We start from the raw sequence: 16,493 nt of genomic DNA, 5'->3' as shown, positions 1-16,493 counted from the left end.
CGTCCGCCCGCCGTCAGCTCTTGCGGCGGCGCTTCAGCAGCAGTCGCGGGAGCGCGTCGGGCACGGGGCGGCGGGTGGTCGCCGGGGTCGGCAGCGGCGCCGCCGCGTGCGAGATGTCCGGCAGGTCCGTGCGGGAGGCGCCGGGCGTCAGCCGCAGCACCCGGCACTCGCGTGCCCACCGCTCGGTCATCTGCTCGGCGTCCGGTGCGTTCAGCCGCTTGCCCTTGAGCTCGGCGACCGCCGCCTCCCACTCCTCGGAATGCGGCGCGAGCTCCGTCACGGCGGCCGTCCAGGCGACCAGTCGGCCGCCCTTGTCCTTGCTGCGTACGGTCACCTCGGCGACGGACCCGTCGGTGAGACCGGCCGGCAGCGGCTGCTCGCCGGGGCCGTCCCCGACGAGATGGGCCGCCCCCTCGTGCCATGTGTGCCACAGCGCCCGCGCGGGCCCGGTGCCGCGCACCCAGATGAGGCCGGACTTCTTGGTGGCCTCCTCGACGAGGGCCGGTCCGAGCAGCGAGTCAGCGGCAGCAGCAGTCATGGGCCGAACTCTATTAGAGCCACCCGTTGCGCTTGAGCGAGCGGTGGATGGAGAAGCAGACGACCCCGATGACGCCCATCACCATCGGATAGCCGTACGTCCACCGCAGTTCCGGCATGTGGTCGAAGTTCATGCCGTAGACGCCGCAGATCATGGTCGGCACGGCGATGATGGCCGCCCAGGACGTGATCTTGCGCATGTCCTCGTTCTGGGCGACGGTCGCCTGCGCCAGGTTGGCCTGCAGGATCGAGTTCAGCAGTTCGTCGAAGCCGATCACCTCTTCGTGCACCCGCGCCAGGTGGTCGGCGACGTCCCGGAAGTACTTCTGGATGTCCGGGTCGACCAGCCGCATCGGCCGCTCGCTGAGCAGCTGCATCGGCCGAAGCAGCGGCGAGACGGCCCGCTTGAACTCCAGCACCTCACGCTTCAGCTGGTAGATCCGGCCGGCGTCCGAACCGCGCGGGCTGCCCTTCGCGGGAGTGGAGAAGACCTCGATCTCCACCTCGTCGATGTCGTCCTGGACGGCGTCCGCCACCGCGATGTAGCCGTCCACGACATGGTCGGCGATGGAGTGCAGTACGGCCGACGGCCCTTTGGCGAGCAGCTCGGGGTCGTCCTGCAGCCGGTGCCGCAGCGCACGCAGCGAGCCGTGCCCGCCGTGCCGGACGGTGATGACGAAGTCCCGGCCGGTGAAGCACATCACCTCACCGGTCTCGACGACCTCGCTGGTCGCGGTGAGCTCGGCGTGCTCGACGTAGTGGATGGTCTTGAAGACGGTGAACAGCGTGTCGTCGTACCGCTCCAGCTTCGGCCGCTGGTGGGCGTGGACGGCGTCCTCGACGGCGAGCGGGTGGAGCCCGAACTCCCGGGCGATCCCGGCGAATTCGGCCTCGGTCGGCTCGTGGAGGCCGATCCAGGCGAAGCCGCCCTTCTCCCGTACCCGGAGCATCGCCTCGTGCGGTGTCAGGCAGCTTCCGCTCTCCTGGCGCCGGCCGTCGCGGTAGACCGCGCAGTCGACGACCGCGCTGGAGGCGGACGGGTCACGGGTGGTGTCGTAATTGCTGTGCAGGACGTTGGTCTTGCGCAGGGACGGGCGCACGGCGGCGCGCAGGTCACGGATCATCGACATGGCTGGCTCCTTCACGGAGGGCCGTCGTCGGGCGCCTGGAACAGCCCGGAATGGGGACGTGTGCTCACATCCGCAAAGCGGGCGGCACCGCGGCGGCACGATGACGGCGTTCGCTACAGACAGGCAAAAAAGGAGTGCTCTTCCGTCGTGCGCAATGCCCCGGGCCTTGACCGAGAAGGCTTCAGATCACCGAAGAAAGGTGTCGGGCGGAAGAGCGATCGGTACTGCACGATCGACTTCGATCCATTGCAGCCCCACCTCCTCCAGCCGGTCCCCCGTGGGGGATGACGTGTCGTCGGAACTGAGAGCGACGCTTCTGCGTGCTGTCCGACCAGCGGCCAAGACTATCAGCCGACACAGGGCCAATCCCTTACTTTGCCCGTTCGATACGCGTTCTATGCTCGCCACATGGGAGAAATTCTTGCTCTGGTCGAGGCCCGTCTCCGGACGGCTCTGGGTGAACCGGACGCACGCGCCGCGGTGACGTTCCTCGGTACGGACCGGATCGAGGTGCTCCGTTTCGTCGACGGCGATGTGGTGCGCTACGCGACGCTCGGCATGTCCGCCCAGCCGATGGCGGACCCGACCGCTGCCCTGGCGGACCCGGTGAAGGGACCACGCGCCGAGCTGGTCCTCTCCGTGCGGGCCGGTCTCGCCGACACCGACAAGGTCCTCCGCGGGCTGGCGGTGCTGGCGGCCTCGCCGCAGGTCGAGGGGCTGATCGTGGCGCCGGGCGCCTCCCTGGACCTCGGTGAACCGCTGTGGCCCGGGGCGCCGTTCAGCTCCGTGCTGGTCGCCGAGTCGGGCGGTCTGGTCGAGGACCTCGAACTGGACGAGCCGATGGAGCCGGTGCGGTTCCTGCCGCTGCTGCCGATGACGCACAACGAGGCGGCGTGGAAGCGGGTCCGCGGGGCGCAGGAGCTGCAGGAGCGGTGGCTGTCGCACGGGACGGATCTGCGTGATCCGCTGCGTACCTCCGTAACCCTGGACTGAGACGTACGTCATACGGGATGCGGGGGAGCCCCGCCGCGCGGCCAGGAGGGGGAGCCGGGGGCGGGGCGGAACAGGGTCGACCCGGAGGTCAGTTGGCGAAGACCGTGACGCCGTCCTCGGTGGCGTGCTTCGGCTCCAGCCCCTCCGCCTCATGCGTCAGGGCCGTACGCCGGATCCGGACGACGAGCGCGCCGGCCACGGCCGCGAGCGCGGCGACCACGAACGGGACGTGGATGTTGCTCCACTCCTCGATCTTCGGGGCGAGATACGGGGCGGCGGCCGCGGCGAACCAGCGGACGAAGTTGTAGCCCGCGCTCGCCACCGGGCGCGGCGCGTCCGAGACGCCGAGCGCCAGCTCCGTGTAGACGGTGTTGTTCATGCCGATGAAGGCACCGGAGACGATCGTGCAGACGATCGCCGCGGTGTGATTGCCGTAGCCGAGGACGAGCAGGTCGACGGCGAGCAGGACCAGCGAGGCGCCGAGCACCTTGAGCGAGCCGAAGCGCTTCTGCAGCCGGGGTGCGACGAGCACCGAGAAGACGGCGAGCAACAGACCCCAGGCGAAGAAGACCGCGCCCGACTTGTACGGCGTCATGTTCAGCACGAACGGGGTGAACGCCAGGATCGTGAAGAACGCGTAGTTGTAGAAGAACGCCGAGGCCGCGACCGAGGCGAGGCCGCCGTGACCCAGCGCCCTGACCGGATCGAGCAGTGAGGTCCTGCGGGCCGGCTTCGGCTGTTCCTTCAGGAACGCCGTGATGCAGATGAAGCCGATCGCCATCAGCGCCGCGGTGCCGAAGAACGGGTAGCGCCAACTGGCGTCACCGAGCAGCGCGCCGAGCAGCGGTCCGCAGGCCATGCCGAGGCCGAGCGCCGACTCGTACAGCAGGATCGCCGCGGAGCTGCCGCCGGCCGCCGCGCCGACGATCACGGCGAGAGCCGTCGAGACGAAGAGTGCGTTGCCGAGCCCCCAGCCGGCCCGGAAGCCGACGAGTTCGGCGACGGACGACGACGTGCCGGAGAGTCCGGCGAAGACGACGACGAGCGCGAGGCCGGTCAGCAGTGTCTTACGGCCGCCGATCCTGCTGGAGACGAAACCGGTGACCAGCATCGCGACCGCGGTGATCAGGAAGTACGAGGTGAAGAGCAGGGACACCTGGCTGGGCGTGGCCTCGAGTCCCTTGGCGATGGACGGCAGGATCGGGTCGACCAGCCCGATCCCCATGAACGCGACGACCGAGGCGCCGGCCGTGGCCCAGACGGCCTTGGGCTGGCGCAGGATGCTGCCCGTTCCCTGATCGAATGGATCCGCTGCCGGCATGGGTGTTCTCGCTCTCCAGTAGATCGATGCGTCATGCACACAATAAGTTAGAGAACCTAATGAATGCAAACTACATCTATTTATCCTGGCGAGAGCCACGCTGCGGACGGGTGATCGTCCTTGACGCGGCGACAGCCGGGGAGGACCGTTGGGCGCTATGAGGGGCGAACCCAGTTGCCCGAAGTGCGGTGGCCGGGTCAGGGCGCCCGGTCTTTTCGCCGACACCTGGCAGTGCGCCGTGCACGGCGCCGTGTATCCGCTGCAGCCGGTGATCCCACCCAGCGTCGAGGCGCTCGGCGTGGTGGTGCACCGTGCCCGGGTGCCGGTGTGGATGCCCTGGCCGCTGCCGGTCGGCTGGCTGTTCACCGGCGTGGCGTACGCGGGGGACGACCGCAGCGGCGGCCGCGCCACCGTCGTCGCCTGTTCGGGCCCCGGTCCGCTCGGCGGGGTGGGCGAGATGCTGCTCGTCGCCGAGGAGCTCGGGGTCGGCCTCGGCGCGCGCTACGCCGGGATCGACGGCCCCGACCCGGGCCCCTACCTCCATGTCGACGGCCCTCCCAATGCCAAGGTGCTGGCCGCCGGACGGCCCACCCCGCTCTGGCAGGTCAAGAGCGCACCCGAGGACCGGGCGGTCTTCGCGGGCGAGGCGCGTGGGCTCTGGCTGTGGGCGGTCGTCTGGCCCGAGCAGTCCGCGCTGCTCATGTACGACGAGCTGATACTGACCGATCTGCGCGACGCCGGCGGAGAGGTCGACCTCGTGCCCTGCGGGGCGCTCAGCCCGCGACTGCTCAGCCAGCCCTGAGGTCGCGGCACGCACCCGGCCGCGCTGCTGCGTCGGCCGCTGTCCTGCCGTCCTGACCGGACGGTGTTCGAATGCCGGTTATCCTTGGGCTTCCCCCCTGTCCGGCTGAGAGCACTGGAGTACGCGTCGTGCACATCGACCTGCACACCCACTCCACCGCGTCGGACGGCACGGACACCCCCGCCGAGCTGGTGCGGAACGCCGCCGCGGCAGGGCTCGATGTCGTCGCTCTCACCGACCACGACACCGTCCGCGGCCACGCCGAGGCGACGGCCGCGCTCCCCGAGGGCCTCACTCTCGTCACCGGTGCCGAGCTCTCCTGCCGCATCGACGGCGTGGGCCTGCACATGCTCGCGTACCTCTTCGACCCCGACGAGCCCGAGTTGGCACGCGAACGCGAGCTGGTCCGCGACGACCGGGTGCCGCGTGCGCAGACGATGGTGCGCAAGCTCCAGGCGCTCGGCGTTCCCGTCGAGTGGGAGCAGGTCGCCCGGATCGCCGGCGACGGATCGGTCGGCAGGCCGCACATCGCCACCGCGCTCGTCGAGCTCGGTGTCGTCGAGACCGTCTCCGACGCCTTCACCCCCGAGTGGCTCGCCAACGGTGGACGCGCGTACGCCGAGAAGCACGAACTCGACCCTTTCGACGCCATCCGGCTGGTCAAGGCCGCCGGTGGCGTCACCGTCTTCGCCCACCCGCTCGCCGTCAAGCGCGGTGAGGTGGTGCCCGAGGCATCGATAGCCAGGTTCGCCGCGGCAGGCCTCGACGGCATCGAGGTCGACCACATGGACCATGACGAGCCGACCAGGGCCCGGCTGCGTGGGCTCGCCAAGGAACTGGGGCTGCTGGCCACCGGTTCCAGCGACTACCACGGCAGCCGGAAGACCGTACGGCTCGGCGAATACACCACCGACCCGGAGATCTACGGCGAGATCACCCGGCGCGCCACGGGAGCCTTCCCGGTGCCGGGTGCCGGCGGACCCCGCCCCGCGTAGCTCCCCGCCCGCGCGCCTCGCGCACTTCATCGCCCACGTACGTCGCGTACGTCACCCCCCTCTTTCTTCGCGTGCCCGGCCGGACCCGGCCGTGGGCTGCGTGTGTCCTGTTTCGACCCGCTCTCTTCTCGCAAGGCCTCACTGTGTTCGACGTTGCTGTCTTCGGATCCCTTTTTCTCACGCTTTTTGTGATTATGGATCCGCCCGGGATCACCCCGATCTTTCTCGCCCTCACCGCCGGACGGCCCGCCAAGATCCAGCGCCGGATGGCGTTCCAGGCGGTCGCGGTCGCCTTCGGTGTGATCGCCGTCTTCGGCGTGCTCGGTCAGCAGATCCTCGACTATCTGCATGTCTCCGTCCCTGCCCTGATGATCGCGGGCGGACTTCTTCTGCTGCTGATCGCGCTCGATCTGCTGACCGGCAAGACCGACGAGCCGACGCAGACGAAGGACGTCAACGTGGCACTCGTACCGCTGGGCATGCCACTGCTCGCCGGACCCGGGGCGATCGTGTCGGTGATCCTGGCGGTGCAGCACGCCGACAGCTTCGCCATGCAGATCTCCGTCTGGACGGCGATCGTCGCCATGCACGTCGTGCTCTGGCTGGCCATGCGCTACTCGCTGCTGATCATCCGTGTGATCAAGGACGGTGGTGTCGTGCTGGTGACGCGGCTCGCCGGCATGATGCTCTCCGCCATCGCCGTCCAGCAGATCATCAACGGGATCACCCAGGTCATCCAGGGCTCCTGACGGCGCCCCCGCATGCCACAGCGCCCCCGTACGGACAGTCCGTACGGGGGCGCTTCGTCTTTGTGCGTCGTCAGGTGTTACGAAGCCGAGGTCTCGGCCGGGCGGATATAGATGCGCTGGCCTGTCGCGGCGGCCTGCTGCACGATCCGGTTGACGGAGGCGGCGTCCACGACGGTGCTGTCCACGGCGGTACCGTCGACATCGTCGAGTCGCATGATCTCGAAGCGCATATGGCTTCCCTTCGTCTGATCCTCCTGCTGGAGAACTACTGGGAGGACGGATGATCCGTCCGCAAGGATGTGGAGCACCAGGCATCGGTGTCTCGCGCTCCACAGGGTGTACAACGGCATGCTCTCTGCAAACATTCCCTACGCTAAGGAAATTTTTTGGATGTCTAAGTACCAGTGGGTAACGGGTCGTGCGCGGACGATGAGGTCCGCATGAGCGAGGCAGAGATCGCAGAGATCGGCGAGCGCCTGGACCGCACCAACGAGCTGCTCAAACGCATGCTCGCCGAGGTGTCGAAGACTCCCTCGACCCACGCGATCTTCGTGGACGCGGGCTATGTGTACGCGGCGGCCGGGCTGCTCGTCACCGGCACCGAGGACCGGCGCTCCTTCGACCTCGACGCGGAAGGGCTGATCGAGGCGTTCATCGACAAGGCCCGCACGATCTTCGCGGACAGCAGACTCCTGCGCGTGTACTGGTACGACGGGGCCAGGCGCCGGATCCACACCGTCGAGCAGCAGTCCATCGCCGAACTCCCCGACGTCAAGGTCAGACTCGGCAACCTCAACGCCAACAACCAGCAGAAGGGGGTCGACTCACTCATCCGCACCGACCTCGAGTCGCTCGCCCGGCACCGCGCCATCAGTGATGCGGCGCTCGTCGGCGGCGACGAGGACCTGGTGTCGGCGGTCGAGGCGGCGCAGGGGTACGGGGCCCGGGTCCACCTGTGGGGCATCGAGGCCGGAGAAGGCCGCAACCAGGCCGAACCGCTGCTCTGGGAAGTGGACAGCCAGCGCACCTTCGACCTCGACTTCTGCCGCCCGTACGTCACCAGACGCCCCGTCACCACGTACGAGGACGACACTCCGGCCCCCTCGCGCGACGACGTCCGTTTCGTCGGCGCGCAGATCGCCGCGGCCTGGCTCGCCGCCCGCGGTCGCGAGTCCCTCGCCGATCTGCTGCCCGGACACCCCTACCTGCCGGGCTCCGTCGACCAGGATCTGCTGGTCGAGGCCGAACGACTCCTCCAGCACTCGCTGCGCGGCCACGCCCACCTGAGGCGGGCGCTGCGCGACGGCTTCTGGCAGCACCTGCAGGCGCAGTACTGAGCTATACGCCGTCCCAGAAGGAGACGAGCGCGGCAGCGGTCGGCTCCGGGCGGTCCGTGTTGGGGGAGTGTTCGGCGCCCGCGATCGTGGTGCGGTGCGCGCCGAGGCGCTGCGCCATCGTGTCGAGCAGGGGCACCGGCCAGGTGTCGTCGCGCTCGCCGGACAGTACATGGACGGGCAGCGGTACGGCGGCGAGTTCGGCCACCCGGTCCGGCTCGGTCACCAGCTGCCGGCCGGTGGCGATCAGCTGGGCGGCCCGGTGCCGCAGCCAGCGCCGGCGCAGACCCTCGCCGTCCATGGCCGCGTCCTCCGGCGGGTCGAGGGCGCGCATCGCCTCCCACACCTCGGCCATGCTCAGCGTCGTGAGCGCGTCGCCGAGCATCTTCACCTTGAGCTGCTGGGCCTCGGTGACCTGGGCGGGGCCGGAGGACATCAGCGTCAGTGAACGGAACGGCGAGGCGTCGAGCAGCACGGCAGCGCGCGCGATCTGGCCGCCGAGCGAATGCCCGAGCAGATGCACGGCGCCGTCGTCACCGGCGTCCAGCGCGGCGGCCTGGGCGAGTACGTCAAGAGCCAACTCGCCCTGGGCGTATGTCTCTTGACGGTCCGTCCCCTCGGTCTCGTACTGTCCGCGCCCATCGACGGCGACGATGCGGTACCCGGCGGCGGAGAGCGGTTCGAGGAGCGCGATGAAGTCCTCCTTGCTGCCCATGTAACCGGGCAACAGGAGGGCGGTGCCACGCGGTTCGGCGGGTGGCAGGGCCTCCAGCACGGCAAAGTCCCCGCGCGCGGTGCGCAGCGGGTGGACGCGGGCGCAGGGAGGCGGGGTGAAGGTGTGCGGCCGACTCATGGAAAGAGGCTATGTCCTCGAACGCCGCACGGGCTGAATCGGGTGCCCTCAAACGCCGGACGGGCTTGAGGTAGCCCTCAAGCCCGTCCGGCAGTTCAAGCGTCCGGGGTGCAGCCCCGGATCGACCGACCTGGTGCGATCAGCCCTCGGTGGTGGCCGCCCGCGTCCGACGACGCCGCGGCTTGGCCTCGACCTCGGCGACCGGGGCCTCCGCCACGGTCTCCGCCTTCGGCTTGGCCGCAGCCCGCGTCCGCCGGCGCGGCTTGCTCTCCGGCACCGGTTCGGCGATCGGCGCGATCTGGAAGTCGACCTCGTCGGCCGCCGGCTTGGCGACGACCCGGGTGCGACGACGCGGCTTGGTCACCGCCTTGACCTCCGGCATCGGCTCGGCGATCGGCGCGATCTGGAAGTCGACCTCGTCCGCCGCCTTGGCGACGACGCGAGCCCGGCGACGACGCGGTTTGGCCTCGGCCACCGGCTCCGCCTCGACCGTCACGGGTGCCTCGGCAACGGTGGCCGGAGCCTCCGCCACGGCCACCGCGGCCTCGGCCGCGACATCCGCGGCTCCGGCACGGGTACGACGACGGCGACGCGGCGTGCGCGGCTCGGCAGGCGCGTCAGTGACCGCCACGGCCTCCGAGGTCGGTGCCGGCACCGCGGCGGCTGCGGCGCCGTCCGCGACCGAGGACCCGCCCCGGGTACGACGACGCTGACGCGGTGTACGCGGCGCCCGCTCCTCGGCTGCCGCAGGCGCCGAGGACGCGGCGGACGACTTACGGCCACGGCCGCCCGTCTCGCCCAGGTCCTCGATCTCCTCGGCCCGAAGACCCGCACGGGTCCGCTCGGTGCGCGGGAGCACGCCCTTGGTGCCGGCCGGGATGTCGAGCTCCTCGAAGAGGTGCGGTGACGTGGAGTACGTCTCGACCGGGTCGGGGAACTTCAGGTCGAGCGCCTTGTTGATCAGCTGCCAGCGCGGGATGTCGTCCCAGTCGACCAGCGTGATCGCGATGCCCTTGGCACCGGCACGGCCGGTCCGGCCGATGCGGTGGAGGTACGTCTTCTCGTCCTCCGGCGACTGGTAGTTGATGACGTGCGTGACGCCCTCGACGTCGATACCGCGGGCTGCGACGTCGGTGCAGACGAGCACGTCCACCTTGCCGTTGCGGAACGCGCGCAGCGCCTGCTCACGGGCGCCCTGGCCGAGGTCGCCGTGGACCGCGCCGGACGCGAAACCGCGCTTCTCCAGCTGCTCGGCAATGTCGGCGGCCGTGCGCTTCGTACGGCAGAAGATCATCGCGAGTCCGCGGCCGTTGGCCTGCAGGATGCGCGAGACCATCTCGGGCTTGTCCATCGAGTGGGCCCGGAAGACGTGCTGCGAGATGTTCGCGACGGTCGCGCCCTCGCCGTCGGGCGAGGTGGCACGGATGTGCGTCGGCTGCGACATGTAACGCCGCGCGAGGCCGATGACCGCACCCGGCATGGTCGCCGAGAACAGCATGGTCTGGCGCTTGGGCGGAAGCATCGTGATGATCTTCTCGACGTCGGGCAGGAAGCCCAGGTCGAGCATCTCGTCGGCCTCGTCGAGAACGAGCGAGCGCACGTGCGACAGGTCGAGCTTGCGCTGTCCTGCCAGGTCGAGCAGTCGCCCCGGGGTGCCGACGATCACGTCGACGCCCTTCTTCAGGGCCTCGACCTGGGGTTCGTACGCACGGCCGCCGTAGATGGCGAGAACGCGGACGTTACGCACCTTGCCGGCCGTCAGCAGGTCGTTGGTGACCTGCTGGCAGAGCTCACGGGTGGGGACGACGACCAGTGCCTGCGGGGCCTCGGTCAGCTGCTCGGGCTGGGCCCGGCCTGCCTCGACGTCCGCGGGGACGGTGACGCGCTCCAGCAGCGGAAGACCGAAACCGAGCGTCTTGCCGGTACCGGTCTTGGCCTGTCCGATCACGTCGGAGCCGGAGAGTGCGACGGGGAGCGTCATCTCCTGGATGGGGAACGGGGACACGATGCCGACGGCCTCAAGGGCCTCGGCCGTCTCGGGAAGAATCCCGAGGTCTCGGAACGTAGTCAGGGTGCTGCCTCTTCTGTGAGACGCGGTCCGAGGCGAACGCTGGGGGTCGTACCGTGCCGGGGTTGGTCATCCGGCCGTGGATGGGCCGGGTGGCGCGGGACCACTGCCGTCGCTCGAGCGCTCGTGCCGCTGAGGGGGCCCCTCATCTGCGGTCGTACGTGTCGTACGCCCCGCGTGGAGGGCTGTCGGGTCGGAGCCGATCGGGCCACCGACCGGGCATCCTCATTCATTTCGCGCCACCGGCACATACAAAATGCTCTCTCGGCGCAATATCACTGTACCCCGGATTCGCGCATGTGTGTTGGGCGAATTCATCGGAACGGTGTGATGTCGGTGGCTGACCAGGCCCTTCCACCCTCTGCCGGGCGGGCTATTCTGCGGTCCATGGAGACGCCTGACAACGCCACTGAAGCCCCCGCACCCACCGGAATCGCCGCCCAGGACTGGGCCACCGCATCGGCGGAACCGCAGTACCGCGCCGCGGTCGTGGATCTGCTGGGGGCGCTCGCATACGGAGAGCTGGCGGCCTTCGAGCGGCTCGCCGAGGACGCCAAACTCGCGCCGACGCTGGCCGACAAGGCGGAGCTGGCGAAGATGGCGTCCGCCGAATTCCATCACTTCGAGCGGTTGACGGACCGGCTGACGGCGATCGACACGGAGCCGACCGCCGCCATGGAGCCTTTTGCGAAGGCGCTCGACGACTTCCACCGCCAGACCGCCCCGTCGGACTGGCTCGAGGGCCTGGTCAAGGCGTATGTGGGTGACTCGATCGCGAGTGACTTCTACCGTGAGGTGGCCGCCCGCCTCGACTCGGACACCCGTTCGCTCGTCCTCGCCGTGCTCGACGACACGGGCCACGGCAACTTCGCCGTCGAGAAGGTGCGCGCCGCCATCGAGGCCGACCCGCGCGTCGGCGGCCGTCTCGCCCTCTGGGCCCGCCGGCTGATGGGCGAGGCGCTCTCGCAGGCCCAGCGGGTGGTCGCCGACCGCGACGCGCTGTCGACGATGCTGGTCGGCGGGGTGGCCGACGGGTTCGACCTGGCGGAGGTCGGCCGGATGTTCTCGCGGATCACCGAGGCGCACACCAAGCGGATGGCCGCGCTCGGACTGGCTGCCTGACCCAGGGCGCTGTCGGCCCCGGACCGGTCGGGCGGTCCGGTCGGCCGGTCCCGTACGAGGTCAGGCCGCCGCTGATCGGCTCAGGCGGCGGCTTCCCGGACGGAGCAGCAGGGAGAGCGTCACCGCCCCGATCAGCACCGCGCCGATCAGGGTGGCCAGGACATGGCCCGGCCCCAGCACCGAGTGCGTCAGATACGCGCCGAACAGGGCACCCAAAGTGCCGGTGGCGAAGACGGTACGACGGGCCGGGAGCCGACCCGACAGCGAACGGAGCGCCGCCCAGGCGAGGGCGAGTCCGAGCACGGCGGAACCGAGGGATTCCCAGATCACAGACGTTCACCTCGCGGGTTGCGGAGGGGGATATCCCCTGCTCGTGGAGCTGTGGGGGCAAATCGGTCGTAGGCGGTCCTACCCGTGGGCCATGGAATGCAACCCTCCTGCGAGATTTTTCGCACAGGTGTCGCACAGGTTCCGGTGGCCGTGAGCAGCGCGAAACGACGAAGCGGCCCGGCGGGGGGACCCCCGCCGGGCCGCTTCTCACTGCCTCGCGTCGAGCGTGCTCCTACAGTGCGCCGAACCCGACCCGCCGCGTGCTCGGCTCGCCGATCTCCACGTAGGCGACCCGGTCGGCCGGCACCAGGACCTTGCGGCCCTTGTCGTCCGTGAGGCTGAGCAGCTGCGCCTTGCCGGTGAGAGCCTCGGCGACCGCGCTCTCGACCTCCTCGGCGGAAAGCCCGCTCTCCAGAACGATCTCCCGGGGTGCGTGCTGCACGCCGATCTTGACCTCCACGGCTATGTCCCTCCGACGGTCAGTCCTCTGCGCGTGAGCCGCGCCGTACGACTCACACATTAGCCCGGTGAGGGGAGCTGCCAGGGGTCGGCGGGCCACGCCCGCAGCGAACAAGGCCGGACGGTCAGTGCTGATCGATGCCGTGCAGGGGGAACCCGGCGATGCCGCGCCAGGCCAGCGAGGTGAGGAGCTGCACCGCCGTGTCGCGCGGGATCGCCGACTGACTGGACAGCCAGTACCGGGCGACCACCTGGGAGACACCGCCCAGGCCCACCGCGAGCAGCATCGACTCGTCCTTGGACAGCCCTGTGTCACCCGCGATGACGTCGGAGATCGCCTCCGCGCACTGCAGCGAGACCCGGTCGACCCGCTCGCGTACCGCCGGTTCGTTCGTCAGGTCCGACTCGAAGACCAGTCGGAAGGCGCCGCCCTCGTCCTCGACGTACGCGAAGTAGGCGTCCATCGTCGCGGCGACACGCAGCTTGTTGTCCGTCGTCGACGCCAGTGCCGTGCGGACCGCCTGCAGCAGCGACTCGCAGTGCTGGTCGAGCAGGGCCAGATAGAGCTCCAGCTTGCCCGGGAAGTGCTGGTAGAGCACCGGCTTGCTGACACCGGCCCGCTCCGCGATGTCGTCCATCGCGGCGGAGTGGTAACCCTGCGCGACGAAGACCTCCTGCGCGGCGCCCAGCAGCTGGTTGCGTCGGGCGCGGCGAGGCAGGCGAGTACCCCGCGGGCGCGCCGCCTCTGTCTGCTCGATGGCTGTCACGCCGCCTCCCAAAATTGTGATCGAACGCAGTCGTTGCGTACGCGCTGCGCCGTTCGGCCATCGTACTTTTGAGTAACCCGGGTGCGCGCGGCGCGGACGCAGAATTTCACGGACCGGACCGCTGCGGTAGCCACAGATTCTTCGAACCGCACGGCAAAACGGGACGTATCAGCGGTAGTCGTCCTCGTCCTGCGCGACGACGCGGTGCTGCTCGGCCGCATCTGCCTCATTTGCGGTGGCCCGGTCGATGTCCGTCAACGGATCGTCGCTCTTCTGCTGGAGGTCGGCATGCTGCTCGACGGCATCCGCCTCTGGCGTCTCCTGGTCCGTTTCGTCCGGCTGAACGTCTTCGAAGGTCTCCGGGTCGCTGGGGTCGACCGTCATGGTGACTCCCTTCCTTAGCTTCGAGCGTAGGAGCTACCCCTTCATGGCGCTATGCGATCTGTGACGGCGAACACACGAACCACGGTGTGATCGTCTCGTAACATTGCCGCATGTCTTCGACCGAGCTGCCGGGAGCCCGCTCCGCTGCCGCCGCGGTGGCCCCCACGGTGAGCCCCGTCCGGGTCGCCGAGGGGGAGAAGCTGCGCTCCGTGGCGCTGCCCGGGCTGACGCTGAACGTGCGCACCCGCCCGCCGGAGCGGTCCGGACTGCCGCCCGCGCTCTATGTGCACGGGCTCGGCGGTTCCTCGCAGAACTGGTCGGTTCTGATGGCGTTGCTCCAGGACGTGGTGGACGGCGAGGCGGTCGACCTGCCGGGCTTCGGGGACTCCCCGCCGCCGGACGACGGCAACTACTCGGTCACCGGGCACGCCCGTGCGGTGATCCGGCTCCTCGACGCGGAGGAGCACGGACCCGTTCATCTCTTCGGCAATTCACTCGGTGGCGCAGTGGCCACCCGGGTCGCGGCCGTCCGCCCGGATCTGGTGCGCACGCTCACCCTGGTCTCGCCCGCATTGCCCGAGCTCCGGGTGCAGTGGCCCGCCGTACCGACCGCACTGCTCGCAGTTCCGGGTGTCGCATCCCTGTTCATCCGGCTCAGCAAGGACTGGACCGCGGAAGAACGCACCCGCGGAGTCATGGCACTCTGTTACGGCGATCCGGCACGTGTCTCCGAGGAAGGCTTCCGCGATGCGGTGGCCGAAATGGAGCGACGGCTGGAGCTGCCGTACTTCTGGGACGCGATGACGCGCTCGGCACGTGGCATCGTCGATGCCTACACGCTGGGCGGGCAGCACGGGCTGTGGCGCCAGGCCGAGCGCGTGCTCGCGCCTACTCAGCTCGTGTACGGCGGACGGGACCAGCTCGTCTCGTACCGGATGGCACGCAGGGCGTCCGCGGCCTTTCGCGATTCGCGGCTGCTGACACTGCCCGATGCCGGGCATGTGGCGATGATGGAGTACCCGGAGACGGTCGCCCAGGCGTTCCGGGAATTGCTCGACGAACGCGGCGGGAGCTGATCCGGGGCGTGGGACGACACAGCCGAAAGGGCCCTCCACCCAAGGGACCCGAGAGCGATGCCGCCGCGAAGGCGGTGGGCGGTCGTGAGGGGGTGCGGCCGGAGCCCGGCAACGGACGGCGCAGGAGAGCCGCCGACGCGCCGCCCGGCACGGACGGGCACACCCCGTTCCAGGGGGTTCCGCAGGTGCGCGGCGGCCATCCCGAACCGCGTGAACCGGGTGGTGGCTGGGGGGCCGGAACGCGGCAGCGGTACGGCGACTGGCAGATCCCGGCCCGGGCCGATGCCGGTGGCCAAGGACGGCGACCGGGGGCACCTCGGCCGGCCGCCCCGCAGCAGTCGACGGTTCAGCGGTCGCCGATGCCGCAGCGCCCTCAGCCGATGTCCCAGCAGCAGGCGACCGGTGAGCGGCCGCTGATACCGGGGCCGCGGCGGGAGTTCGTCGACGCCTTCGACGTACCCCCCGCATCGCTCACGCCACCCGCACCGCGCTCCCCGTCCGCCCCGCCGGCCGATCCGTTCGGCCCGGTCGTCGAGTGGGACGAGCGGCCCCCCGGGGATGTGGTGCCGGGCACCGCCCCGGACCCCAAGGAGGGCAAGGGCACCAAGGGCCGTACCTTCACCGGTATCGCGGCAGCCGCGGTGACCACCGTGCTCGCGGTCGTCGTCGCGGGGCAGGTCACCCATGACGGCGGTGGGGCGCGGGTCGGTGCCGCCGCGCCGACGGGCGTGGACCGGGACAGTGGCCACGACATCTCCTCCCGCTCGGACGACCGGCCGACGCCCGAACCGGCCGCGGTCAAGGCCCTTTCGTACGGGGAGAAGATGGCCAAGGGCTATCCGCTCGCCCCGGACCTCCAGGGTTCCGGACACTTCCAGGTCGTCCCGGGCGAGGCGAAGGCTCCGGGCCGCGGGCACAAGTACCGCTATCGGATCGATGTCGAGAAGGGTCTCGGTCTCGATGCCGGTCTTTTCGCCGAGGCCGTTCAGAAAACCCTCAATGACGACCGGAGTTGGGCGCACGACGGTGCCATGACTTTTGAGCGGATCTCTTCGGGTGACCCCGATTTCGTGATCACGCTGGCCAGCCCGGGGACCACCGGCGACTGGTGCAAGAAGTCGGGCCTCGATACGACCGAGGACAATGTCTCGTGTGATTCCGCGGCGACCGAGCGCGTGATGATCAACGCCTATCGCTGGGCGCAGGGGTCGTCGACGTTCGGCCCCGGGAAGCTCTTCGCCTACCGCCAGATGCTGATCAACCATGAGGTCGGCCACCGGCTGGGGCACGACCATGTGACATGCCGCACCCCGGGTGCGCTGGCCCCGGTGATGCAGCAGCAGACCAAGTCCCTGGACATCGATGGGATCAAGTGCCGCCCCAACCCCTGGGTCTACCCGGCCCGTTGAGCCGGAGTGGGGCCTCGGTCCGCTTCTGCCCGGTCACCCCTTGATCGACCGCCGCTGAGGCCCGCGACCGGGCCGGGCAGGCGGCCGTCCGAAACGCTGTCCAGTATTTGAGACCAATATCTCATTCAACGTTGACATCGCCGATGCGGTCGCGCATATTTCTC

General features: G+C 69.8%; 18 protein-coding genes. 8 read left to right on the top strand and 10 right to left on the bottom strand.

Annotation, left to right across the window (positions count from 1 at the left end):
- Nucleotides 1–13 precede the first annotated feature (13 nt).
- Entirely contained in the window at nucleotides 14–538 is a 525-nt protein-coding gene (locus OG963_RS17830) for a hypothetical protein (protein ID WP_093772761.1), read from the bottom strand.
- 13 nt (nucleotides 539–551) lie between these two features.
- Nucleotides 552–1,667 (bottom strand): magnesium and cobalt transport protein CorA, encoded by a 1,116-nt coding sequence (locus OG963_RS17825; RefSeq protein ID WP_030915411.1) that lies wholly within the window; start codon nucleotides 1,665–1,667, stop codon nucleotides 552–554.
- Between the two features lie 408 nt (nucleotides 1,668–2,075).
- On the opposite strand from OG963_RS17825, the gene OG963_RS17820 reads away from it, so the two are divergent.
- Nucleotides 2,076–2,660: a suppressor of fused domain protein gene (locus tag OG963_RS17820; RefSeq protein ID WP_030915414.1), complete on the top strand. Its 585-nt coding sequence runs from the start codon at nucleotides 2,076–2,078 to the stop codon at nucleotides 2,658–2,660.
- Nucleotides 2,661–2,748: 88 nt separating this feature from the next.
- On the opposite strand, the gene OG963_RS17815 is transcribed toward OG963_RS17820, so the two are convergent.
- Complete coding sequence (locus OG963_RS17815; RefSeq protein ID WP_371799230.1) at nucleotides 2,749–3,981, bottom strand: MFS transporter; 1,233 nt, start codon at nucleotides 3,979–3,981, stop codon at nucleotides 2,749–2,751.
- A 157-nt stretch (nucleotides 3,982–4,138) separates the two neighbouring features.
- Between OG963_RS17815 and OG963_RS17810 the strand changes: the two genes are divergently transcribed.
- From OG963_RS17810 to OG963_RS17800, 3 genes are all read left to right on the top strand, one after another.
- Nucleotides 4,139–4,783, top strand: a complete 645-nt coding sequence (locus tag OG963_RS17810) for a DUF6758 family protein (RefSeq protein ID WP_093772757.1) — start codon at nucleotides 4,139–4,141, stop codon at nucleotides 4,781–4,783.
- A 128-nt stretch (nucleotides 4,784–4,911) separates the two neighbouring features.
- On the top strand, nucleotides 4,912–5,778 hold the full coding sequence (locus tag OG963_RS17805; RefSeq protein ID WP_030915424.1) for a PHP domain-containing protein: 867 nt from the start codon (nucleotides 4,912–4,914) through the stop codon (nucleotides 5,776–5,778).
- A 143-nt stretch (nucleotides 5,779–5,921) separates the two neighbouring features.
- A complete protein-coding gene (locus OG963_RS17800) occupies nucleotides 5,922–6,527 on the top strand; it encodes a MarC family protein (protein ID WP_078852621.1) in 606 nt (201 codons plus the stop codon).
- 77 nt (nucleotides 6,528–6,604) lie between these two features.
- On the opposite strand, the gene OG963_RS17795 is transcribed toward OG963_RS17800, so the two are convergent.
- Nucleotides 6,605–6,757, bottom strand: coding sequence for a hypothetical protein (locus OG963_RS17795; protein WP_093772755.1), 153 nt, complete (start codon nucleotides 6,755–6,757; stop codon nucleotides 6,605–6,607).
- Nucleotides 6,758–6,967: 210 nt separating this feature from the next.
- On the opposite strand from OG963_RS17795, the gene OG963_RS17790 reads away from it, so the two are divergent.
- Nucleotides 6,968–7,864, top strand: coding sequence for an NYN domain-containing protein (locus tag OG963_RS17790; RefSeq protein ID WP_030969626.1), 897 nt, complete (start codon nucleotides 6,968–6,970; stop codon nucleotides 7,862–7,864).
- 1 nt (nucleotide 7,865) lies between these two features.
- Here OG963_RS17790 and OG963_RS17785 read toward each other — a convergent pair whose 3' ends face one another.
- Both OG963_RS17785 and OG963_RS17780 read right to left on the bottom strand, forming a co-directional pair.
- Nucleotides 7,866–8,714, bottom strand: coding sequence for an alpha/beta fold hydrolase (locus OG963_RS17785; RefSeq protein ID WP_093772753.1), 849 nt, complete (start codon nucleotides 8,712–8,714; stop codon nucleotides 7,866–7,868).
- Between the two features lie 139 nt (nucleotides 8,715–8,853).
- On the bottom strand, nucleotides 8,854–10,695 hold the full coding sequence (locus OG963_RS17780) for a DEAD/DEAH box helicase (protein WP_093772751.1): 1,842 nt from the start codon (nucleotides 10,693–10,695) through the stop codon (nucleotides 8,854–8,856).
- Nucleotides 10,696–11,169: 474 nt separating this feature from the next.
- Here OG963_RS17780 and OG963_RS17775 point away from each other — a divergent pair, with 474 nt between their 5' ends.
- A complete protein-coding gene (locus OG963_RS17775) occupies nucleotides 11,170–11,904 on the top strand; it encodes a ferritin-like fold-containing protein (RefSeq protein ID WP_030915437.1) in 735 nt (244 codons plus the stop codon).
- A gap of 60 nt (nucleotides 11,905–11,964) precedes the next feature.
- Here OG963_RS17775 and OG963_RS17770 read toward each other — a convergent pair whose 3' ends face one another.
- From OG963_RS17770 to OG963_RS17755, 4 genes are all read right to left on the bottom strand, one after another.
- Nucleotides 11,965–12,234, bottom strand: coding sequence for a hypothetical protein (locus OG963_RS17770; protein ID WP_093772749.1), 270 nt, complete (start codon nucleotides 12,232–12,234; stop codon nucleotides 11,965–11,967).
- A gap of 232 nt (nucleotides 12,235–12,466) precedes the next feature.
- Nucleotides 12,467–12,694, bottom strand: a complete 228-nt coding sequence (locus OG963_RS17765) for a DUF3107 domain-containing protein (protein ID WP_030915442.1) — start codon at nucleotides 12,692–12,694, stop codon at nucleotides 12,467–12,469.
- A 124-nt stretch (nucleotides 12,695–12,818) separates the two neighbouring features.
- On the bottom strand, nucleotides 12,819–13,460 hold the full coding sequence (locus OG963_RS17760) for a TetR/AcrR family transcriptional regulator (protein ID WP_030915445.1): 642 nt from the start codon (nucleotides 13,458–13,460) through the stop codon (nucleotides 12,819–12,821).
- A gap of 168 nt (nucleotides 13,461–13,628) precedes the next feature.
- Entirely contained in the window at nucleotides 13,629–13,844 is a 216-nt protein-coding gene (locus OG963_RS17755) for a hypothetical protein (protein WP_030915448.1), read from the bottom strand.
- Between the two features lie 110 nt (nucleotides 13,845–13,954).
- On the opposite strand from OG963_RS17755, the gene OG963_RS17750 reads away from it, so the two are divergent.
- Nucleotides 13,955–14,920: an alpha/beta fold hydrolase gene (locus tag OG963_RS17750; protein ID WP_093772745.1), complete on the top strand. Its 966-nt coding sequence runs from the start codon at nucleotides 13,955–13,957 to the stop codon at nucleotides 14,918–14,920.
- Between the two features lie 8 nt (nucleotides 14,921–14,928).
- Nucleotides 14,929–16,329, top strand: coding sequence for a DUF3152 domain-containing protein (locus OG963_RS17745; RefSeq protein WP_093772743.1), 1,401 nt, complete (start codon nucleotides 14,929–14,931; stop codon nucleotides 16,327–16,329).
- Nucleotides 16,330–16,493 lie beyond the last annotated feature (164 nt).

The sequence above is a fragment of the Streptomyces sp. NBC_01707 genome (assembly GCF_041438805.1).
GTDB lineage: Bacteria > Actinomycetota > Actinomycetes > Streptomycetales > Streptomycetaceae > Streptomyces.
This window is presented reverse-complemented; position numbering and strand designations above follow the sequence as displayed.

What these genes read in the sequence shown, in the direction of transcription:
- OG963_RS17780 (WP_093772751.1), bottom strand. Translation starts at nt 10,695, where the DNA reads ATGACGCTCCCCGTCGCACTCTCCGGCTCCGACGTGATCGGACAGGCC.
- OG963_RS17815 (WP_371799230.1), bottom strand. Translation starts at nt 3,981, where the DNA reads ATGCCGGCAGCGGATCCATTCGATCAGGGAACGGGCAGCATCCTGCGC.
- OG963_RS17795 (WP_093772755.1), bottom strand. Translation starts at nt 6,757, where the DNA reads ATGCGCTTCGAGATCATGCGACTCGACGATGTCGACGGTACCGCCGTG.
- OG963_RS17755 (WP_030915448.1), bottom strand. Translation starts at nt 13,844, where the DNA reads ATGACGGTCGACCCCAGCGACCCGGAGACCTTCGAAGACGTTCAGCCG.
- OG963_RS17810 (WP_093772757.1), top strand. Translation starts at nt 4,139, where the DNA reads ATGAGGGGCGAACCCAGTTGCCCGAAGTGCGGTGGCCGGGTCAGGGCG.
- OG963_RS17775 (WP_030915437.1), top strand. Translation starts at nt 11,170, where the DNA reads ATGGAGACGCCTGACAACGCCACTGAAGCCCCCGCACCCACCGGAATC.
- OG963_RS17830 (WP_093772761.1), bottom strand. Translation starts at nt 538, where the DNA reads ATGACTGCTGCTGCCGCTGACTCGCTGCTCGGACCGGCCCTCGTCGAG.
- OG963_RS17790 (WP_030969626.1), top strand. Translation starts at nt 6,968, where the DNA reads ATGAGCGAGGCAGAGATCGCAGAGATCGGCGAGCGCCTGGACCGCACC.
- OG963_RS17750 (WP_093772745.1), top strand. Translation starts at nt 13,955, where the DNA reads ATGTCTTCGACCGAGCTGCCGGGAGCCCGCTCCGCTGCCGCCGCGGTG.
- OG963_RS17785 (WP_093772753.1), bottom strand. Translation starts at nt 8,714, where the DNA reads ATGAGTCGGCCGCACACCTTCACCCCGCCTCCCTGCGCCCGCGTCCAC.
- OG963_RS17820 (WP_030915414.1), top strand. Translation starts at nt 2,076, where the DNA reads ATGGGAGAAATTCTTGCTCTGGTCGAGGCCCGTCTCCGGACGGCTCTG.
- OG963_RS17825 (WP_030915411.1), bottom strand. Translation starts at nt 1,667, where the DNA reads ATGTCGATGATCCGTGACCTGCGCGCCGCCGTGCGCCCGTCCCTGCGC.